Raw genomic sequence first — 18,865 nt, 5'->3', positions numbered from 1 at the left:
GCCCGGCGCCGAACTGGTCGCGCCGGGCCCGGTCAGATTACAGGCTGTCTTCGACGGCATCATCCCAACGCTGGAGCGTGTCTTCATTGGGAGCCTCGATATCGAGCAGGAAGCCGGTCAGGCTGTCTTCCCACTCGGATTGCAGCGGCTTGGGGAACTCCAGTGTGGAGAAGGGCCAAAGTATCAGGCTCCCCTTCTCGCGCGCCTCGGTGTAAGGCGCGGCCAACTCGGGCATGGTGGCCTTGCCGCCCGTGTACGGGCTATAAGCCCCTTCTGCCTCGAGGAACACGTTCAGGTTCTCTTCCTCCGCGAAGAACTCCACCCACTTGCGTGCTGCTTCCTGGTTGGCCGCATCCCTCGGGATCGCCCAGCCAGGCCCCACGAGGTCGAGCGCGAGGCCGTCCTCGGTGAACCGCGAGGGCATCGGCGCGAACTGGTAGTTCAGCCCCTCGACATCGGAGAAATTGCCGATGTTCCAAGCCCCCTGCGGCAGGATCGCCACGTTGCCGGACCGAAACTCCTGCGGCGCCGTCGCCCAGGGGTCCAGCCCGGCCTGCAACTCGGGATCGAAGCAGCGCGCCTCGACCAGCTCGCGCACGCTGTCGAGCGAGGCGTTGAAGTTCTCGTCGTCAACGAAGCTGCGTTCGCCGCTGCCGTACTCGGCGGCGCTGATGCCCGCCGGGTCGATCCCGTTGGCGCCAACGTAGAGCATGGCCGGGAAGCCCCCGGCAAAGATCATCGGCGAGATGCCCGCATCGGCCAGTGCCCCGCAGGCGGTTTTGAGCTCTTCGAGCGTCAAGGGCGCCTCGTCGATCCCGGCCTCGGCCAGCAAATCCATGTTCACGAAGTTGCCCATGCCGATCACTTCGAGCGGGAACACCATGATCTGGCCGTCGCGCGTCATCACCTCGGAGACCGCAGGCACCATGCTGGCGTACCAGGCACTGTCGGTCCCGAGATCGGAGAGAAAGCCCGCCCCGCCCCAGAGATCGACCAGCGAGCTGTCCACCATGGTCACGTCGGGCGGGTTGCCCGATTGCAGGCGTGGCGGGATCACCTTGTCAACGTCCTTGCGCGCCACATAGGTCAGGTCGACGTCGATATCCGGGTTCTCCGCCTCGAACTTCTCGATCAGTTCGGGCAGCCCTGCGGGCTCCGCCTCATTGCCCTTCCAGGCCACGACATCCAGCACGGTCTGGGCCGATGCCCCTCCGCACCAAGCCATCGCGAGCGCAGTTGCCCCGAGTAAAGTACGAATCATGGTAGGTCTCTCCCTTTTGCTCGCTATATCGTACATTATTTTTTTGTATTGTACATTATTTTTGAGGGCCCATACTTGCCTCCTCATCCACACGCCTTACGGAGGGCTCAATGCGTCAGCGAAAACCCAACTTCCTCCTCATCTCCACCGATCAGCAGCGGGGGGATTGCATCGGCGCGGAAGGCCGGGGCGTCTCCACCCCCAACATCGACAGGATGGGCGAGGCGGGCGTGCGGTTCTCGACCTGCATCACGCCCCACCCGATGTGCCAGGCCGCCCGCGCCTCGATCCTCACCGGCAAGCTGCCCTACAGCCACGGCGTGCGCGACAACGGCCGTGATCTCGACGAGGCCCTCGGGGCCCAAGGTTTGGGAGGCACGTTCAGCCGCGCAGGCTACGACACCCACTTCATCGGCAAGGCGCATCTGTCGAGCCAGCAGACCTTCGAGCCCACCGGCCGGCCGGAATGCTACACCAGCGCCGCCGACTTCGGCCCCGACTGGCGCGGCGGCTACATGGGGTTCGACAACGTCCAGATGATGCTGCGCCCGCACCACCACACCAAGTGGAGCGAGCCCCCCGAAGCACTGCACTATGAATACTGGCTCGACCAGGGCGGCGAGGGCCGCGCCCGATGGGATCTCGCCAAGGAGGCGCTGCCCCCCGAGACGGCGCATTTCCAGACATGGCGCTCGGCGCTTCCCTCCGAGTGGCACTCGACCCGGTGGATCGGCGATCGCGCCGTGGAGATGATCGAGGCCAAGGGCGATACGCCCCTGATGGCATGGGTCTCCTTTCCCGATCCGCACCCGCCCTTCCTCTGCCCGCGCCCATGGTGTGATCAGCACGACCGGGACAGCGTGACGATCGCCAGGCATCCGACGCTCGATCTCGACAGGCGCCCCTGGTGGCACAGGGCCTTCGTCGAGGACCGCGCCAAGCCGATCAAGCAAGGCGCCGAGCACAACGCCGGGGGGGTCGACTGGGGCCAGAAGGGCGAACTGACCGAGGATGCCCTGCGCGACCTGACCTCGATCTACTTCGGCATGATCTCCGCCGTCGATGCGCAGCTCGGCCGCATACTCGCGGCGCTGGAGGCGAAGGGCGAGCTCGACAACACCTACATCGTCTTCGTCAGCGACCACGGCGAATGGCTGGGCGACCACGGCCTGCTGCTGAAGGGCCCGATGCTCTACGACGGCCTGCTGCGCGTGCCCTGCCTCATCCGGGGCCCCGGCGTGCCCCCGGGCCAGGTCCTGTCCGATCCAGTCGGCTCCGTCGACATCCTCGCCACCGCGGCCGACCTCTGCGGTCTGGAGACCGCGCCGAACCATGGCCGCTCCTGGCGCGCCCTCTGGCAGGGCGCAGAAACCCGCGATTTCGCTCTCTCCGAATACGAGGTCGACTCCCTGCGAAGCGCCGTCGACATGGACCTGATGACCGTCCGCAGTCGTCGGTTCCGCATGTCCGTCGACCTCCGGACCGACACCGGCGAGCTCTACGACATGCAGGAAGACCCCGACGAAATGCACAACCTCTTCGACGATGCCTCACGCAGCGCCGTACGCCGGGAACACATGGACATGATCAGAAGCCGCCCGAACGACCAGATCCCCGTGTCGCCCAGGGTGGGGTGGCACTGAGACTTGCGAAAGGGAACGCCCGGACTGCAAAGCATGCCTGAACCGAATCTTGTGTCCGATCTTCCGCCACCAGGCTGGCTACTCGAGGCTTGGGCTGTCCCAATACCGCCCGGGGAAATGACCTCAGCTTCGAAAGCACCGGCCCTGACCTGATCCCAGTAGCGCCGAAGTTACGGCTCCAACATGCAACGACCTGAGGCAACCTGACAAGTCATCTGTCGGACCCGCGACCAGCGGTGTGAAATGTGGGGCTAGACGCGGGGCTGAATGCGGCAGCTCCGAACCTTCGTAACTTAATCAATACCATAGAAAGCAATGGTGGCGGAGACGAAGGGATTCGAACCCTCGAGACGGTTTCCCGCCTGCACCCTTAGCAGGGGTGTGCCTTCGACCACTCGGCCACGTCTCCGCCGGCGGGTTTATCGGGTTGGGCTGGCGGGGGCAATATGCTCTTGACCGATTTCAGGCTTTTCGTGGTGCTGATGCGGGCGGGACAGGGGCCGGGGGGCGCGCCGGCCGGTTGGTGGTTGACCGGCACCAGATGGCCGTGCGCCGACCCTGGGCGGGTGGCCTTGCGTCGGCTGCGGCCCCGGGACCGGGGCGTTGCGCGGAACGGGCGGTTAACTTAACCATGTCATCCGATTTCGCGTATGCATCGGTTGTGCATGGGTTGTGTATCGGTTGTGCCTGTTGCGGAGTTGCGGTTAACGCCGGAAATCGACCGGCATTAACCGGATCTCAACGCTTCATCGGGTCGGAAATCGCCTCCGCCATCACGCAGAGGAGTTCGAACATCACCGAGGTTCCGAGGTAGCTGGTGGCGCCTCCCAGGTCGAAAGGCGGAGACACCTCGACCATGTCGGCCGCCACCACGTTGAGCCCGCGCAGGGCGCGAACCACCTGCAAGGCCTGGTAGCTGTTCGGCCCGCCCACCTCCGGCGTTCCGGTGCCCGGGGCAAATGCGGGGTCAATGAAATCAATGTCATAGCTCACGTAGGTCGGCCCGTCGCCAACGATCTCCCGAGCCTCGGCCATCACCTGGTCGACACCCCGCGCGTGGAACTCCTCGATCGGGATCACGCGGATGCCGACCGATGTGGCGAAGTCCCTGTCCTCGCTGTCATAGGCAGTGCCGCGAATGCCGATCTGCACCACCCGCTCGGGCTCCAGCAGCCCCTCCTCCACCGCGCGTCGGAAGGGCGTGCCATGGGTGTACATCGTGCCGCCGAAGTAGGAGTGGTAGAGGTCGGTATGGCTGTCGAAATGCACCATGCCCACCGGCCCCTCGGCGGCAATGGCGCGCAGGACGGGCAGCGAGGTCAGGTGGTCTCCGCCCGCGGTCAGCGGCATGATCCCGGCATCCAACACCTTGCAATAAAACGATGTTATCCGGTCCATCGTGTCGGCGATATCGGCGGGATTGGGCGCCACGTCGCCGAGGTCGGCGCAGTTGACCATCTCGTAGGGACGCACGCCCGTCGCCCCGTTCTCGGCGCGGATCATGGTGGAGGCATCGCGCAGGGCGCGGGGGCCGTGGCGCGGGCCGGGGCGGTTGGTGGTGCCGGAGTCCCAGGGCACGCCGATCAGGCCGATCTCGACTTCGGCCAGCCGGGGATCGTCGAGCGGCACATGGGGCAGCCGCATGAAGGTCGGGATGCCTGCAAAGCGTGGCAGCTCGAAGCCGGAGACCGGCTGGAAGAACGGGTTGGGCATGGGTGGCTCCTGCGGTTGCGCAAGCCCAAGGTGCCGCCCGGACGCCCCGAAGGAAAGCCCCTTCAGGTCAGCGCAAGGAGCTCCCGGAAATGGGCCATTGTGTCCGCGAGCCCCTCGTCGAGCTCTACCTTCGGCTCCCAGCCCAGAAGGGCGCGGGCACGGGTGATGTCGGGCCGGCGCTGGCGCGGGTCGTCGGCGGGCAGCGGCGCCGGGGCAATCTCGAGGGGCACACCGGCGAGAGCCGCGATCTTGGCCGCAAGGGCGGCAATGGTGAACTCGCCGGGATTGCCGATGTTCACGATGGCCCCATCGATACCTTCGGTTTCGCCCAGCGCCAGAAGGCCAGCCACCATGTCGCGCACGTGGCAGAAGCTTCGGGTCTGGCGGCCATCGCCGTAGATGGTCAGCGGCACCCCCTTCAGGGCCTGCACGACGAAGTTGGAGACCACGCGGCCGTCATCGGCCGCCATGCCGGGACCGTAGGTGTTGAAGATGCGGGCGATGCGAACTTGCAGGCCCTCGATCCGGTACAGATCGGCAAGCAGAGTCTCGGCGGCGCGTTTGCTCTCGTCGTAACATGCGCGCGGCCCGACCGGGTTGACGTGGCCGACGTAGGCCTCGGTCTGCGGGGTGACTTCCGGGTCGCCATAGACCTCGGAGGTGGAGCTGTGCACGATCCGGGCACTGTGGCGCCTGGCCAGGCTGGCGACCTGCTCGACCCCATGAACAGAGGCGCGCCAGGTTCCGATGGGATCGGCCTGGTAGTGGCGCGGCGACGCGCGGCAGGCCAGGTTGTAGATCATGTCGACCGGTCCCGGATCGGGCAGCCGGGTGACGCAACCCTCGGTCACGGTGAGCCGGGGATGGGAGGGCAGGTTCTCCCGGTGGCCGGTCGACATGTCGTCCAGCACGGTGACTCGCGCCCCCCGGTTCAGCAGGGCCTTCACGAGATGCCGGCCAATGAAGCCTGCGCCGCCGGTAACCAGGACATGCTTCATTGGCTGCTCCAGGTGGAATTGATGATTTCGCCGGCCCGGGCACATTCGCTGTCCCAGGTCAGGCTTCGGGCGAGGGCTTGCCCCTCGGCGGCGATTTCGCGGGCCTGCGAGGGGTTCGCCTTCACCCAGTCGAACTGCGTTTCCAGATCGGACAGGTCGGCCCGGACAGGAACGTAATGGCAGCCAGGCTGCAGCCTGTCGTAATACCATTGCCGAAAACCGAAGGGGCTCTCGACCTTCAGCACGCAGCAGCCGAGCAGGAGACGGTGAAAGAGGTTGTCCCACGCGTTTGAAAAGCCATCAATATCAATGGCGTATTTCCGGCCACCCCAGCTCAGGTTGGGCACCACATCGCCCAAAATGCCGGCGGCCTCGAATATCGCCGCCTGGTCGGGGCTCGACGCAGCCACGAAGCCCACGTCGATCGGCCCGCCCTTGCAGCGTAACGCCAGTGCGATCCGTTGCTGCAGACCGGGGTGGCGGGCCATCGCCGGATCGGTGGAAACCAGCCCGAGCCCATTGGGACCACCCCGCCAGATCAGGGCATCGCTCCGGCTGTCCCAGTCCTGTTCGGCGGAGAGAGCCTGCCGGCGAAAGGCCTCGTAGCCTCGGTCGCGGAAGAAGTAATAGTCGGGCAGCGGCACCTGAGAGCCGTAGGAGGAGAAGCTGTAGCGCGCCAGGGAAGGCGTCTCACCGTCGGAGGTATTGCCCGAGATCTCTTCCACCTCCGGTGCGGCCTGCATGAACCACCACAGATAGGCGGCCGTGCGACGACGGACGTAGCTGCGGGCATTCGCGTCGGCACGGAACGACGGCAGCAGCACCCGATAGCCCGCACCTTCACGCCGGATACGCACATCGTAGGCCCCGGACGGTCGGTCGCTCCGCCCGACGGTCAGCGGGGGCAGCTTAGCGAGATCCGCGATCTGCCGGGCGCTTTCGGAACGTGCCTGACCGAGGCGCCGCCGCCGTTTCAGGCCGCCCCAGAAGCCAGCTTCGCTGCCGCGCTTTGGTTGTCGGAACATCGGCCCTCGCCGCTTGAACTGCGTTGGTGCCAAACAGGCTGAACCGTTGATGAACCGGGAGGTGCCGCTGATCTACTCAGCGTCGATCAGCAAACACTTGTACCGCTTTTCCGTCTCGTCGACCGTGGCCTTGGCCACCGAGTTGATGCGGCGGGAGATTTCCATGCTGCTGGCGGTGCCGTTGACAATGTGGTTGGCGGCCCAGTCTGCGACCTTGCCGAGCTGCGCTTCGGTGTATCGATGTGCCTGGCCAGCGCGCTTCTGCGCATCGGCGCCGGGGGCACAGAGGTAGGTGCTGCGCTCGCCCTGGCTGTTCGCAAAGGCAAAACGCTCTCGGTCAGGGTAGACCGTATTGACGACGGCGTCGCTCGAGCAGGCCGACACGAAGGCGGCCACCGTCAGTCCGACAAGGGTGAAGGCGGTTGATCTCGGCATGTCGGGCTCCTCTCTCCTGAGGTCCGGTTCTACCAGATCGGTCCGCAGTGACCACCCTAGAGCGCCACACCCTTGGCGATCACATGCATGACCTGCTGCACCTCGAAGAAGCGTGACAGCAAAGCGCGCTCGCCCGGCACGAACCATTGCTTCATCTCCAGGTGCGCCGGGGCGATCTGGACGGGGTCGGTATCGGGGTTGCGCAGTTTGTTGAACGGGCTGGCGGCCGAGGTGGCGGGTTTTCCCTTGCCGACCCATGCTTTCAGCTCGGTCTTGAGAAGCGCCCGTCCAACATAGCCGCAATCGTGCCAGCCGCCGGGGATCACGATGAGGGCCTGCGCCGCCTTGGCCAGCGATATGCCCTGTTCCTGCGCCACGCTGCGCACCTTGGCGTAGTTCTCGCCATCGACCCACCATCCGCCGGCCATGCAGCCCTCGGCGCCGTATCTGTTGCGATTGATGGTGCCGAAGAACCGGTAGTAGATACCCGGCGGCATCTTGCTTTCGGTCGGGTTGAACATGCCGCCGTTCTGCATGGCAAAACCATCCGTGTCGGAGACATATTCGATTCGAGCGCCGTCGGGCCCCTGCTTGACGGCGCCCCGGGTCATTCCGCGGGCCTCCATCAACCAATAGGGCCGGCCAAGCCCCTCAAAACAATGAAAATTGTTCGATGGGCGAGTCTTTTCACCGGGCATGGTATCACTCCGTTCTCTAAATCACTTTGCTCACGCCGCCGAAAAATGGCGGCCCGTTCAGCTTACCATGCCCTGCCGGTCGTGGCAGGGGCCATCGCCTTGCGCCGGTTCAGCCGGAGTGCAGGAAGTGCAGCACGTCGCCGTCCTGCACCACGTAGCCCTTGCCCTCTGCACGCATCTTTCCGGCTTCCTTGGCCCCCTGCTCGCCATTGCCCGCGATGTAATCGTCGTAGGCGATGGTCTCGGCGCGGATGAAGCCTTTCTCGAAATCTCCGTGGATCACACCTGCCGCACGCGGCGCGGAGGTGCCCTGCGGTATCGTCCAGGCGCGGGCTTCCTTGGGGCCGACGGTGAAGTATGTCTGAAGGTGAAGCAGGTCGTAGCCGGCCTTGATCAGGCGGTCGAGACCGGCCTCCTTGAGGCCCAGCTCCTCGAGGAACATCTCGGCCTCCTCCGCATCAAGCTGGCTGATCTCTTCCTCGATCTTGGCGGAAATCACCACCGAGGCCGCGCCTTGAGCCTCGGCCATCTTTGCCACGGCCTCGGCATGGGCATTGCCCTTCGCGGCCTCGTCCTCGGCCACGTTGCAGACATAGAGGATGGGCTTGGTGGTGAGCAGCTGGAGCTGGCGCCAGGCGCGGGAGTCTTCCTCCGACACCTCCACCGAGCGGGCGGGTCGCCCGGCTTCAAGCGCAGCCTGGGCCTCGGCGAGGAGGCGGTCCTGCTGCGCGGCGTCATTGTCGTTGCCCTTGAGCTTGCGCACGAGGTTGGCGCGGCGCTTCTCGATGCTCTCGAGGTCGGCCAGCATCAGCTCGGTCTCGATGGTCTCGGCGTCGGCCACCGGATCCACGCGCCCCTCCACGTGGGTCACGTCGCCGTCCTCGAAGCAGCGCAGCACGTGGGCGATGGCGTCGCACTCGCGGATGTTGGCCAGAAACTGGTTGCCCAGGCCCTCGCCCTTGCTCGCACCCTTCACCAGCCCGGCGATGTCGACGAAGGTCATCCGGGTCGGGATGATCTGCCTGGAGCCGGCGATGGCGGCCAGCTTCTCCAGACGAGCGTCGGGCACCGCCACCTCGCCCACGTTGGGCTCGATGGTGCAGAAGGGAAAGTTCGCCGCCTGCGCCGCCGCTGTGCGGGTCAGCGCGTTGAACAGCGTCGACTTGCCCACGTTGGGCAGCCCCACGATGCCGGTCTTGAAGCCCATTGCCTTGCCTCCGTTGGTTCGCGCCGCGTTCTAGGCGCAGAGCCGCAGGAGAGCAATGGCCGCTTGGCGCATACTTCCCGGTTGCCCTGCGAAGGCACGGCAGAAGAGAGCGGCCCAGCTGCCTGCGCCACAACACCGCCTGCTGCGCTCCTGCGAGCGGCGAATCCGCGCCAACGGGCTGAAGCATCGGTTGACGAAACACATCCGCGGCGACTAGGTTGATATCAACTATCAGTGGAGATCCCCCGTGAAGGCCATTCCCTACCTGTTCTACCGAGGCACCGCCAAGGAGGCGCTCGAGACTTACGCCCGCATTTTCGGCAGCGCCGCGCCCGAGGTGTTTACCTATGCCTCCATGCCAGAGGAAGACCGTGCCCAGATGCCCGGCGTGCCGGCGGATGCCGTGATGCACGGCGCCGTGCAGGTCGGCGACACATGGCTATACTGTTCCGACGACCTGACCGGCGAGTTCATCCCCATGGCGGGCTCGTCGATCTCCGTGACCCTGAAGGACGAGGCCGAGACCGAGCGGGTCTTCACCGCCCTCTCCGAAGGCGGTGAGGTGCGGATGCCGCTGATGGAGATGTTCTTCTCCCCCGCCTTCGGCACGCTCACCGACCGCTTCGGAATCCGCTGGATGGTGATGGCCGACGGCGAGCCGTAGGCCAGGCCGCGCCCAGACTCGCGGCCCCCAACGTCATAGAACATTGCGCTCCCGGCCTCGTGACTGGCATGTTCCGGACTCGGAACATATGGTGAACACATGGTCAAGCGCACACTCCAGGACAAGCTGGCGATCCTCGCGGATGCCGCCAAATACGATGCCTCCTGCGCCTCCTCCGGCGGGGAGAAGCGGAACAGCAAGGATGGCAAGGGCCTGGGCTCTTCCGGCGGTGCGGGCATATGCCATGCCTACGCGCCCGATGGACGCTGCATCTCGCTGCTGAAGATCCTGATGACCAACTTCTGCATCTACGATTGCGCCTATTGCGTGAACCGGGTGTCGAGCCGGGTCGAGCGGGCGCGATTCTCGGTCGAGGAGGTGGTGTCGCTCACCGTCGAGTTCTACCGCCGCAACTACATCGAGGGGCTGTTCCTGTCTTCCGGTATCATCAAATCGCCTGACGACACCATGGCCGACATGGTGCGGATCGCCCGCACGCTGCGGGAGCAGGAGAATTTCCGCGGCTATATCCACCTCAAGACCATCCCCGACGCCTCACCCGAACTGCTCGACGAGGCGGGCATCTGGGCCGACCGACTCTCGATCAACGTCGAACTGCCGACCGAGCACGCCCTCACCGCGCTGGCACCCGAGAAATCCGCCCAGCAGATCCGCTCCGCCATGGCCGGGGTGAGGGCGCGGCGGGAGGCGGCCAAGGAGCCGAGCTGGAAAGGGCGCCGGGGCCGGTTTGCGCCCGCAGGGCAAAGCACGCAGATGATCGTGGGGGCGGATGCGGCGAAGGATAGCGACATTCTCGCCAATTCCTCCACCCTCTACGCCAGCTACAAGCTGTCACGCGTCTACTACTCCGCCTTCTCGCCGATCCCCGATGCCAGCAAGGTGCTGCCCCTCATTCGGCCGCCGCTCCAGCGCGAGCACCGGCTCTACCAGGCCGACTGGTTGATGCGTTTCTACGGTTTCGACGCGGGCGAGATCGCGCCCCGGTCCGGGATGCTCGACCTCGAGATCGACCCGAAGCTCGCCTGGGCGCTGGCCCATCGCGAAGCCTTCCCGGTGGATATCAACCGCGCCCCCCGCGAGGCGTTGCTGCGCACGCCGGGACTGGGGACGACGAGCGTGAAGCGCATCCTCGCCGCCCGCCGCCACCGCGCTCTGCGCTACGACGACCTGCTGAAGATCGGCTGCAACCTCAAGAACGCGCGGCCCTTCATCACCTGCCCCGGCTGGTCGCCGCGCGGGCTGACCGACGAGGCCAACCTCCGCGCCCGCTTCGCCCCGCCCGCCGAGCAGCTCTCGCTGTTCTGATGCTGACCATCCGCCTGCCCCTCATCGGCTCCGTCGCCGCCTGGCGTGCCGAGGCCCGCCGCCTCGCCGCCGAGGGCGTGCCCGCCGAAGCCGTGCGCTGGACCCAGAACGACGACGCCGACCTGTTTGCCGGCGATGCCCCGCGCGGGGCGCCGGTGGAGATCCGCCTGACCAAGCAGGCACTCTTCGACATCGAAAGCAGCCTCTACCACCGCGACCCCGAGCGCTTCGCCCGGGCCTACGGCCTCGTCCTCCGCCTCGGCCGGGGCGAGATCCGCTGGGGCGACCGGGCCGACGACGCGATCCGCAAGCTCCTGCACCAGCGCAAGGAGGTGGGCCGCGACATCCACAAGATGCACGCCTTCGTGCGGTTCAACGAGGTCACCGAACCCGGCGCCAACCGCCGCGCCTTTGCCGCCTGGTTCGAGCCCGACAACCCGATCACCGAGGCCGCCGCCCCGTTCTTCGCCAGGCGTTTTGGCGACATGGACTGGGTCATTGCCACGCCCCACCTCACCGCACGGTTTGTTGCAGGCCAGCTCACCTTCGAGGAGACCGCCACAGGCGCGCGGCCACCGGAAGATGCCAGCCACGCGCTCTGGCGCACCTACTACGCCAATATCTTCAACCCCGCCCGGCTTATGCCCGAGGCGATGCGCTCGGAGATGCCTAAGAAATACTGGAAGAACCTGCCCGAGGCGCGGCTGATCCCCGAGCTGATCCGCACCGCGCCCGCACGGGCCGCCGAGATGCAGGCAAAGCTCCCCTCCATCCCGCCCGCCTTCGCCGCCAAGGCGATTGCCACGCGCGAGGCGCTGCCCGAGGGCGTGAGGCCGGACACCTTCAAGCGACACCTCGACGCCTGCACCCGCTGCCCGATCGGCTGCCGCGCCACCCAGGGCGTGCCCGGCGAGGGGCCGATGACCGCTCCGGTGATGATCGTCGGTGAGCAACCGGGCGATGCCGAGGATCTCGCCGGGCGGCCCTTCGTCGGCCCGGCGGGGCAGCTCTTCGACCGCTGTGCGCAGGCCGCCGCCCTGCCCCGCGAAAAGACCTATGTCACCAATGCGGTAAAGCACTTCAAGTTCACCCCGCGTGGAAAGCGGCGCATCCACCAGCGCCCCGACGCGGGCGAGGTGGAGATCTGTTCGTGGTGGCTCGACCTCGAGCGCCAGTGGGTGAAGCCGCGGCTCATTCTCGCCATGGGCGCCACCGCGGCCCTCGCCCTCACCGGGTCGGCGAGAGACATCACGCGCCGCCAGTCCACGCTGGAAGCCACGCGCGACGGCACGGCGCTGCTGCTGACCACCCACCCGAGCTACCTGCTCCGCCTGCCCGAGGGTGCCGCACGGCAGGATGCCACCGCGCGCTTCATCGCCGATCTGGCCGAAGCGGCGCGGATTTGCACCTGATCCGCCCCCGGCGCGCGGCGAAAACGCCTTCATCACGGCGTTGCAGGGAGGAAAGCCCCGTCCGGCTCTTGCCAGCCGCGCGTCGATCCGGCACATCTCCCCGGACCAGAACCGGAGCCTGCCGATGACCCGCATTGATGACACCTTCGCCCGCCTCAAGTCCGAGGGCAAAAAGGCTTTCGTGGCCTATGTCATGGCCGGCGACCCGGATTTTGACACCTCGCTGGAGATCGTGAAGAGCCTGCCCGGCGCCGGCGTCGACATCATCGAGCTCGGCGCGCCTTTCACCGACCCGATGGCGGACGGGCCGACGATCCAGCTCGCCGGTCAGCGGGCCCTGGAGGCGGGCATGACCATGGGTCGCACGCTGGAGATGGTGCGTGCCTTTCGTGCCGGCAACACCACCACACCCATTGTGCTGATGGGCTACTACAACCCGATCTACAGCCGCGGCGTCGATACCTTTCTTGCCGAGGCGAAGGAGGCAGGCGTGGACGGGCTGATCGTGGTGGACCTGCCGCCCGAAGAGGATGACGAGCTGTGCATCCCGGCGCAGAAGGCCGGACTCAACTTCATCCGGCTGGCGACTCCCACAACCGACGAAAAGCGTCTGCCCAAGGTTCTGCAGAACACCTCGGGCTTCGTGTATTACGTGTCGATCACCGGGATCACCGGCTCGGCCGAGGCGCAGGCGGGCGACGTGGGCCCCGAGGTGGCGCGGATCAAGGCCCAGACCGATTTGCCGGTGATCGTGGGCTTCGGAATCAAGACCCCGGATGGGGCCCGCAACATCGCTTCGGTCGCGGATGGCGCCGTGGTGGGCTCTGCCATCGTGGCCCAGATTGCAGAGGGCAAGTCAGCCTCGGATGTGACCGCCTTCGTCAAGAGCCTCGCAGACGGCGCACATTCGGCCTGACCTGCCCGCGGCTCACCGCGCATGCGCCTTCTTGCGGGCGTGATAGGTGAGCGCAGAGGCAATGAGCAGGCGCAGTGGCTCCTCATCGTGGTTAACACTGTCCTCGAAGAGCACCGCGCGCGACCCTTCGTAATGGAAGGCCTTGGGGAAGAGCGCCCTGAAATCGGGGATGATCCGAGTGGTGCAGGGAACATAAAGCGCGTGGCCGCCCGCTTTCGGGCAGCCCAGGCGGATCGGCGATCCGGCACCGGTCTCCACCGTCGCATAACTCGGCTGGCCCCACTTCAGACTTTCTTCGAGCGCGCCGACGCCGGGGGTGGCACAGGCAACATCGAAAATCATCGCCCGCAAGTGGAGCAAGGGCTTGCGAGAAGCCGCCGGGAAGGCTGCGAAGGTTGCTTCCATCGCAGGTGAAGCAAGGGGAGGGTCGGGCAAGGCCATGCCCAAGGGTCCCTGCAGACAGGGATGAGGGCAAGAGGTTTCAGAGCTGGAGGTGGATGTGATCGTCATGCCTGGCCGCCCGGCAGCCCTGGAACCGAACCTTGGAGCCTGCGCCGTGTCGCTGCGCGAGGTGCGGTTCGACAAAGACCTTGCCCACCCTTCCGTCGGCCTCGAGCAGAGCGAGCGCGGTCTCGAGCCGGGGCCCGTCGAGCGTCATTTCGGGCCAGAACGGCTGAAGCCAGGCGAGGTTCCAGCGCAGTGAGAAAGAGCCCGGGCGGCAGTCGGTCGGGCCGGCTTCGAAGGCGAAGTAGCCGAGGGGAGAGGGCGTGCGAGCGGGCGCATAGCCCTGCGCATCCCGATACCAGAAAGCAAGGTCGGCCTTTTGGCCATCGTCATGGGAGAGGTGCGGGAGGAGCGGCAGGTTGGTGGCGGGAAATCCGCCGTCGAGCATGAGGGTGATTGTGCCGGGGTGCGCGGCCTCCATGGCACCGGCGAGGTCGGCCAGCACGAGCGCCAGCTCGGGTGTGACGTAGGTGCGGTTCATCGCGCAGTAGATACCCTTGGCCCTCAGCGGCTCGCCCCAGCAGGGCATGGGCTGCCGCCCCCAGAGCGGGGCGGCGACCCAGAGCGTGGCGGAAAGCGCCAGGTAGAGCGCGCCAAGAGCAAGCCACCGGCGGCGGAAGGCCAAGGCGCTCAGCCAGGCTGCACCGCCGGTGAAGGTGAGCACGGTGAGCACCAGGGCCACCGAGGCGTGGAGCGGCACGGCGGCGCGCAGCCTCATAGGCCCGCGGCCTCCGCCTGCTCGGCGATGAGGCCATCGACGAAGGCATCGAACGCCGGGCCGGGCTGGCGCTTCACCAGGGTATCGGCCAGTGGGTCGGGCACGCGGATCGAGGTGCCGGACAGGGCTTCGAGCGTGGCGTGACCCAGAAAGGGCACATGGGCCTCGGAGTAGCCCCCCTCGTGAACCAGAACCAGCCTGCCGCCGCAGATCTCGCCCGCGAGCGCCTTCACTCGCAGCGTCATCTCCCGGAAGGTTTCGGCGGTGCAGAACATGCGGCCCAGGGGGTCCATCCCGCCGGCGTCATAGCCACAGGCGACGATGACGAGATCGGGGGCATGGGCGCGGATCGCCGGGAGCACCAGCCGGTCCATCGCCGCAAGGTAGCCCCTGTGGCCCACGCCGGGCGGCAACGGGATGTTGAGGTTGGCCCCCTCCCCTGCCCCCGCGCCCCGATCGGAGGCACTGCCCGTGTCGAGCGGGTAGTTGCGCTCTTGGTGGATCGAGATGGTGAGCACCTCCGCGCACTCCCAGAAGCAGGCCTCGGTGCCGTTGCCGTGGTGCACATCCCAGTCCAGCACGGCGACGCGTTCGGCCCGCCCCTCGGCCCGTGCGGCCTCGATGGCGATGGCGATGTTGGCCATCAGGCAGAACCCGTTGGGCCAGTCGGGCTTGCAGTGGTGGCCGGGCGGGCGGGAGAGAGAATAGGCGTTGTCGATCTCGCCTCTGCAGACAGCGCGGACAGCCTCCGTGGCCAGACCCGCCGAGAGGGCCGCAACCTCATAGCCGCCGCGGCCGAAGGGGGTACGCAAGCCAAGTTCGCCGCCGCCGGCATCGGACATCGTCTTGAAGGCATCAAGGTACTTCGCCGGATGCACGCGCAAGAGTTCCTCCCGCGTCGCCTCGGCCGCACCGCGCATCGCCAGTTCGCGGTCCAGACCGCTCACGCTCATCAGGTTCTTCAACCGCCGCTTGGTCTCGGGGCCATCGGGCAGGCCGCCCGCGCCGGGCTGCACGTATCCGCCCACCGGCAGGGTCAGGGCATAATCGCCGCCGTGATGCCAGAAGCACCGCTCGTCCCAGAAAAATCCTGTCGCCATCCTGCCCTCTTCACGTCAATCTCCGCCATCAGTGACATGGCCAAGCCGCGTATGCAAAAGGGCTCCTTTGCCCACCTCGCCGAACCGGGCAGCACGCTTGTGGTGCGCGCCACGCCGAACGCGCGCCATGACACGGTTCTCTTGCAGGGCAGCCTCGTGCTGGTGACGACCACCGCTTCTCCGGAAGGCGGCAAGGCCAATGTCGCGGTGCGTCGCAACCTCGCTCATGCGCTCGGCGTGGCACCGACCCGTCTGACGCTCGTTTCCGGAGCGACCAGCCGGGACAAGCAGTTTCGGCTGGATTGATCGGCCTCAGGCCGGAGCGGGGGTGGGCGTCATCCGGGCGAGGAGGTGGTGGGTGGCCATCGCCGAGACCCACATCGAGAAGAGAGCGAGCCAGGCCGTCGCGCTCAGGGCCGCGCCGCCGGACACGCCCGCGCCCACGGCGCAGCCGCCCGCGAGCATGGCGCCAAAGCCCATGAGCGACCCGCCGAGCAGGTAGCGCTCCATCGGCGCCTCGGCTTCGAAGCGCTGGATGCGAAACTCGCGGCTTGCGACCGAGGCTGCAAAGGAGCCCGCGAAGACCCCGGGAACGAGGCCCACCCCGAAGGAAAGCGGCAGGGAGGGAGAGCCGACGAGGCCCATGAGCGTGTCGGTGGCCGGTCCGGTGAAGGTGATGGAGCCAACAGAAACAGGCTCGAACGCCACGAGCGAGGCCTGGTAGGTGGCGAGCCAGCCCAGCGCCACGGCGGCGCCCACGAGGATGGAAAAGACGATCTGGGCGTTGCTCTTGCGCGTGTGCAGGCGCGACCAGGTGATCGCGGCGACCAGGGCGAGGGCCCCGACGATTGCGGGCACGGGCTGGACGAGGCCGAAGGTGGAGGCGAGGTCTCGACCGGGACCGGGGGGGACGGTCCAGAGAGAAAAGAGCCAGAGGCGCGCCGGGGCGAGGATGCCGGTGAGAGCGGCCTGCGCCACGAGGGTGAGCACAAGGCCGGCGACCAGCGCGCGCAGGTTGCCGGTGGCCGAGAGCACCAGCAGGCGCGAGGCGCAGCCGCGAGCAAGGACCATACCGATGCCGAACATCACCCCGCCGATCACGGCACCGGAGATCGAGCCGGGCTGCGAGAACTGGCGGGCCTGCGAAAGATCAAGCCAGCCGAAGGCGATGAAGCCTTGGACCAGGGCCAGGGCGGAGGTGAAGACGATCAGCCATGTCGCGAGCTTCGGCCCGGCCTGAAGCGTTGCCACCTCGACCGTCGCAGCACGCAGACAGAAGGCGGAGCGCTGCGCGGCCACGCCGAAAAGCAGGCCGATGGCGAGGCCCAGGAAGGCCAAACCAGGGGCTTCGCCCAAACTGTCCAGGAGCCAGATCATGCGACGGCCTCACCGCGGTTTTGGCCCGGATAGCACAGGCCTCAGGGCTGCGCGTTGACCCGTGTCAAATGGAGCGGTTCACCCGCCCATCGCTTCGGCGATGATGCTCTCCAGCAGGTCCTCCACGGCGTCCATCGGGCCGTCGGGGTAATCGCGGTGGCCGATCTGCACCTTGCCATCCATCTCGGTGACGAAGATGCCGTAGGGGCAGTGCTGGATATTGGCGGGGTCGGCCTCCATGACCTGCCGCGAGATCACGGCGGAACAGAAGAGGAAGATGTCGGCGGCCTCGAAGATCCTGACCTCGGAGCCCACGTCTTCGCCGGTGCGGTTGAGCATGTCGCCAACGTGGCTGGTGTAGTCGATCACCAGGCCCTGGCCGACGATGGCACTTTCCACGGCGAAGGTGGCATCCTCGAAGCTGCCCTCGAAATCGTGGGTGACGGCCTCCTGCGCGAGGGTCGGGGTGCTGAACGCGAGAGTTGCGGCGAGTGCGATGTGTTTCATGGGATGGTCCTCCTCCGGGTGTGGATACAGGATGGAGATAGGGGAGCGGGGCACCATGACCTGCATCAAGCGCCCCGCCGGGCGGATCTAGCCGAACATGTCGGCGGTGATGCCGGCGTACCAGCCAAGGCTCTCCTCGAAGGTCGCCTTGCGCAGCGCGGCATCCTCGCCGGTCTGCGAGACGAAGCTGTCGGTGCTGGCGATCTTCTCCTCGGTCGGCTCGTAGGCCGCGCCGACCTTCACCCCGTCGTCGGTGGCGATGAGCGACCAGCAGGTGTTGGAATACTTGGCCGGGAACACGCGGCTGCCGGTCAGCCCCCCGAGGATGGCGTTGGCCGCGACCTTGGCCTGGCTGTTGGCCGAGAAGCCGGACTTGGGCATGTCGCCCTGGTTGGTGGCGTCGCCCAGCACGGTCACGTCGGGATCCATCTTCGAGGTCATGTCGGCGGGGTTGACCGGGGCCCAGTTGTTCTCGGTCAGGCCCGCCACCTCGGCGATGTGGCCCGCCTTCTGGGCCGGGATGACGTTGCACACGTCGACCTTTTCCACGACCCCGTCGATGGTGACGGTCATCTCGTCGGGGTTGACCTCGACCTTGTCGCCGCCGAAATCGGGGCCGATGCGCTCGACCATGCCGGTGTAGTGGTTCTGCCAGCCTTCCTCGAAGAGGCCCTGCTTGGAGAACTTCTCCTTGGGGTCGACGATCAGGATCTTGGCGGTCGGGTTGGTCTGCTTGAGCACGTGGGCCACCATCGAGATGCGCTCGTAGGGGCCGGGCGGGCAGCGGTAGGGGTTGGGTGGGGCCACCATGCAGTAGGTGCCGCCCTCGGGCATGGCCTCGATCTGGGCCTTCAGCAACTCCGACTGGGAGCCGGCCTTGTAGGCGTGAGGCATCTTGTTCTGCGCCATGACCGACCAGCCGGGCACCGCGCCCTCAATGAAGTCGATGCCGGGCGAGACCACCAGCTTGTCGTAGGGCACCGATCCGCCAGAGGCGAGCGCCACGGTCTTGGCGTCACGGTCCACTCTGACGGCGTAGTCGTGCACGACGTTGATGCCATACTCCGCCGCCAACGTGCCATAGCTGTGGGCGATCGACTGCAGGTCGCGGAAGCCGCCGATGTAGAGGTTGGAGAAAAAGCAGGTGTAATAGGTGCGGGTGGGCTCGATCAGCGTGACATCGACCGCGCCTTCGCTGTCTTTGGCGATGTAGCGAGCAGCCGTCGCGCCTCCTGCCCCGCCGCCGATCACCACCACACGCGGCATGCCGTGCGAGGCGCCCATGACCATCGGCGCCGAAAGCGTTGCGGCGCCGGCCGAGGCCGTGCCGAGAAACATCCGTCTGTTCAGTTTCATTGCGT

The 18,865-nt window shown here is 66.7% G+C and carries 19 protein-coding genes and 1 tRNA gene; 6 read left to right on the top strand and 14 right to left on the bottom strand.

Translation table 11 applies throughout. The features are described from left to right. Positions 1–37 precede the first annotated feature (37 nt). Entirely contained in the window at positions 38–1,225 is a 1,188-nt protein-coding gene (locus BUR94_RS00865; RefSeq protein ID WP_175570400.1) for an ABC transporter substrate-binding protein, read from the bottom strand. A gap of 146 nt (positions 1,226–1,371) precedes the next feature. On the opposite strand from BUR94_RS00865, the gene BUR94_RS00860 reads away from it, so the two are divergent. Further along, positions 1,372–2,904, top strand: coding sequence for a sulfatase family protein (locus BUR94_RS00860; RefSeq protein ID WP_074254392.1), 1,533 nt, complete (start codon positions 1,372–1,374; stop codon positions 2,902–2,904). 319 nt (positions 2,905–3,223) lie between these two features. Here the strand turns inward: BUR94_RS00860 and BUR94_RS00855 are convergent. The 7 genes from BUR94_RS00855 to ychF all read right to left on the bottom strand — a co-directional run bounded on the left by BUR94_RS00855 (position 3,224) and on the right by ychF (position 8,980). After that, positions 3,224–3,313 (bottom strand) — tRNA-Ser (locus BUR94_RS00855). Positions 3,314–3,642: 329 nt separating this feature from the next. Continuing rightward, positions 3,643–4,617, bottom strand: coding sequence for an agmatinase (gene speB, locus BUR94_RS00850; protein WP_074254391.1), 975 nt, complete (start codon positions 4,615–4,617; stop codon positions 3,643–3,645). Positions 4,618–4,679: 62 nt separating this feature from the next. Beyond that, entirely contained in the window at positions 4,680–5,615 is a 936-nt protein-coding gene (locus BUR94_RS00845) for an NAD-dependent epimerase/dehydratase family protein (RefSeq protein ID WP_084192857.1), read from the bottom strand. Continuing rightward, entirely contained in the window at positions 5,612–6,640 is a 1,029-nt protein-coding gene (locus tag BUR94_RS00840) for a glycosyl transferase family 90 (RefSeq protein ID WP_084192856.1), read from the bottom strand. The genes BUR94_RS00845 and BUR94_RS00840 overlap by 4 nt, the downstream gene beginning before the upstream one ends. A 72-nt stretch (positions 6,641–6,712) precedes the next feature. Further along, positions 6,713–7,075, bottom strand: coding sequence for a hypothetical protein (locus tag BUR94_RS00835; RefSeq protein WP_074254388.1), 363 nt, complete (start codon positions 7,073–7,075; stop codon positions 6,713–6,715). A gap of 56 nt (positions 7,076–7,131) precedes the next feature. Further along, positions 7,132–7,686: a hypothetical protein gene (locus BUR94_RS00830; RefSeq protein WP_074254387.1), complete on the bottom strand. Its 555-nt coding sequence runs from the start codon at positions 7,684–7,686 to the stop codon at positions 7,132–7,134. A 196-nt stretch (positions 7,687–7,882) separates the two neighbouring features. Continuing rightward, positions 7,883–8,980, bottom strand: a complete 1,098-nt coding sequence (ychF, locus tag BUR94_RS00825; protein WP_074254386.1) for a redox-regulated ATPase YchF — start codon at positions 8,978–8,980, stop codon at positions 7,883–7,885. A 247-nt stretch (positions 8,981–9,227) separates the two neighbouring features. On the opposite strand from ychF, the gene BUR94_RS00820 reads away from it, so the two are divergent. The 4 genes from BUR94_RS00820 to trpA all read left to right on the top strand — a co-directional run bounded on the left by BUR94_RS00820 (position 9,228) and on the right by trpA (position 13,298). Continuing rightward, positions 9,228–9,644 (top strand): VOC family protein, encoded by a 417-nt coding sequence (locus BUR94_RS00820; protein WP_074254385.1) that lies wholly within the window; start codon positions 9,228–9,230, stop codon positions 9,642–9,644. 99 nt (positions 9,645–9,743) lie between these two features. Further along, positions 9,744–10,970, top strand: a complete 1,227-nt coding sequence (locus BUR94_RS00815) for a putative DNA modification/repair radical SAM protein (protein WP_074254384.1) — start codon at positions 9,744–9,746, stop codon at positions 10,968–10,970. Continuing rightward, positions 10,970–12,382 carry a UdgX family uracil-DNA binding protein gene (locus tag BUR94_RS00810; protein WP_074254383.1) on the top strand — a complete coding sequence of 471 codons (1,413 nt, stop codon included), beginning with the start codon at positions 10,970–10,972 and terminating at the stop codon, positions 12,380–12,382. Before BUR94_RS00815 ends, BUR94_RS00810 begins: the two co-directional genes overlap by 1 nt. Positions 12,383–12,506: 124 nt before the next feature. Continuing rightward, a complete protein-coding gene (gene trpA, locus BUR94_RS00805) occupies positions 12,507–13,298 on the top strand; it encodes a tryptophan synthase subunit alpha (protein ID WP_074254382.1) in 792 nt (263 codons plus the stop codon). A 12-nt stretch (positions 13,299–13,310) separates the two neighbouring features. Here trpA and BUR94_RS00800 read toward each other — a convergent pair whose 3' ends face one another. The 3 genes from BUR94_RS00800 to BUR94_RS00790 form a co-directional block, all read right to left on the bottom strand. Further along, positions 13,311–13,640: a DUF1801 domain-containing protein gene (locus BUR94_RS00800; RefSeq protein ID WP_245794312.1), complete on the bottom strand. Its 330-nt coding sequence runs from the start codon at positions 13,638–13,640 to the stop codon at positions 13,311–13,313. Between the two features lie 139 nt (positions 13,641–13,779). Then, entirely contained in the window at positions 13,780–14,520 is a 741-nt protein-coding gene (locus BUR94_RS00795; protein WP_074254381.1) for a hypothetical protein, read from the bottom strand. Continuing rightward, positions 14,517–15,620, bottom strand: a complete 1,104-nt coding sequence (locus tag BUR94_RS00790) for a class II histone deacetylase (protein ID WP_074254380.1) — start codon at positions 15,618–15,620, stop codon at positions 14,517–14,519. Before BUR94_RS00790 ends, BUR94_RS00795 begins: the two co-directional genes overlap by 4 nt. Before the next feature lie 51 nt (positions 15,621–15,671). On the opposite strand from BUR94_RS00790, the gene BUR94_RS00785 reads away from it, so the two are divergent. Next, the gene (locus BUR94_RS00785; RefSeq protein ID WP_084192855.1) at positions 15,672–15,926 is read left to right on the top strand and encodes a DUF167 domain-containing protein; all 255 of its coding nucleotides are present in this window, start codon (positions 15,672–15,674) and stop codon (positions 15,924–15,926) included. Positions 15,927–15,932: 6 nt separating this feature from the next. Here BUR94_RS00785 and BUR94_RS00780 read toward each other — a convergent pair whose 3' ends face one another. The 3 genes from BUR94_RS00780 to BUR94_RS00770 all read right to left on the bottom strand — a co-directional run bounded on the left by BUR94_RS00780 (position 15,933) and on the right by BUR94_RS00770 (position 18,860). After that, positions 15,933–16,997 (bottom strand): YeeE/YedE family protein, encoded by a 1,065-nt coding sequence (locus BUR94_RS00780; protein ID WP_074254378.1) that lies wholly within the window; start codon positions 16,995–16,997, stop codon positions 15,933–15,935. 78 nt (positions 16,998–17,075) lie between these two features. Then, positions 17,076–17,504 carry a DUF302 domain-containing protein gene (locus BUR94_RS00775; RefSeq protein ID WP_074254377.1) on the bottom strand — a complete coding sequence of 143 codons (429 nt, stop codon included), beginning with the start codon at positions 17,502–17,504 and terminating at the stop codon, positions 17,076–17,078. 87 nt (positions 17,505–17,591) lie between these two features. Beyond that, a complete protein-coding gene (locus BUR94_RS00770; protein ID WP_074254376.1) occupies positions 17,592–18,860 on the bottom strand; it encodes an NAD(P)/FAD-dependent oxidoreductase in 1,269 nt (422 codons plus the stop codon). Between the last annotated feature and the right edge of the window lie 5 nt (positions 18,861–18,865).

It is taken from the genome of Vannielia litorea (assembly GCF_900142295.1).
GTDB classification, from domain to species: domain Bacteria; phylum Pseudomonadota; class Alphaproteobacteria; order Rhodobacterales; family Rhodobacteraceae; genus Vannielia; species Vannielia litorea.
This window is presented reverse-complemented; position numbering and strand designations above follow the sequence as displayed.